The sequence below is a fragment of the Streptococcus sp. ALY_208 genome (genome assembly GCF_058314295.1).
Genome location: NZ_JBZFUI010000020.1, coordinates 1 through 1223, shown reverse-complemented (window position 1 = coordinate 1223; position 1223 = coordinate 1). Strand labels below are relative to the sequence as shown.

Annotated in this window: 1 protein-coding gene; it reads left to right on the top strand. The window is 43.8% G+C overall.

The window, feature by feature from the left end; all coding sequences use genetic code 11:
• A partial coding sequence (locus tag AC4HAI_RS08975; RefSeq protein WP_491111245.1) for an alpha/beta hydrolase family protein occupies nucleotides 1-1223 on the top strand: 1223 nt, incomplete at both ends.

The following is a 1223-nucleotide window of genomic DNA, read 5'->3' as shown; positions in this document are numbered from 1 at the left end:
CTTCAGCCCGATCAAGAAGGGATGTTGGATAATGAGAAGACGGGCTACAATGCCTACTATGTCTCTGATACTGAGGCTATTAATCAGGATACCCACCAGACCTACTTTGTTGTACGAGGCAGTGATGGCTTTGGAATAGATATAGATAAACTGGCAAAAGATCCTTTAGATTACCTCAAAAATACCAATGCCAGCGATTTTAATTTTGAAGATTGGGTCAGTAATGATGCCGCCTTTGCTTTGACTGATGCCATTGTACCGCAAGCCGAGCATGCGACAAAGGGGATGAGGACCAAGATTGCTGAACTGAATGCACAAGCAGCCCCTGATGCAAAGATGAGTATCACAGGTCACTCCTTGGGGACCATGGCCTCCATCCAGGGTGCTGCCGGTCTGACGGATAAGGAATTGGAGAAAGTTGATGAAATCGTCCTCTTCAATGGTCCCGATGCGACCAAGAGCTTGGAAAAAGAAGGTTATAGTAAAGAACATATCCAAGCTTTGAGCGATAGGACCACCTACTACGTCAATCCGCTTGATCCCGTCAGCATGCTCAATCGTGATAAACCTTATGAGGACCAGCTAGGGACAGTTAAGGTCATTGTCCCTATAGAGTATACTAGCATGATGGACGGACATTCCTCCCATGACTTTGGGGCTTATCAGATCGCTGGTAATGGGGAGATTTTAGTGGCTTCCAAAGATTATCACCCAGAGCTACTGACAGCTGGTCAAGATCTGGCAAAGTTGGAGAAAAATGCTATTGCAGAGCTCAAAAAATATATTCCCGAAGATACTATCGAAAAATTAGTTTCCTTAACCCCTGTTGAGTTCAATAGTCTCGTTCTTGAATTGCAACTAGCTCTAACAGGTGTGGAAGACCACCCGTCAGTAACAACTTATTCACAAGGATTAGGACATCTCATTTCAATTGCCTCCGCATTGGGCTTAGATGCTGTAGAAATTTTATATATCTATGATAACTGGGAGAATATAAAAAAGATCGCCACAGATTTTCAAAAAGAATACGCTAACCTGATTAAAGAGACCAAAGAAAAATCCTTGAAATGGTCACGGGATAATATTGACAATATCCAAGCCAAGATCAAAGGGACAGCTGACTATGGTCAGCGGATCTTACTGCGCTCAGAGCTCCTCTATATGGCGACACAGGTAGCCGACGCTGATATTTCAGGCAAAGTGGCAGAGGCTATTGGTCTTAT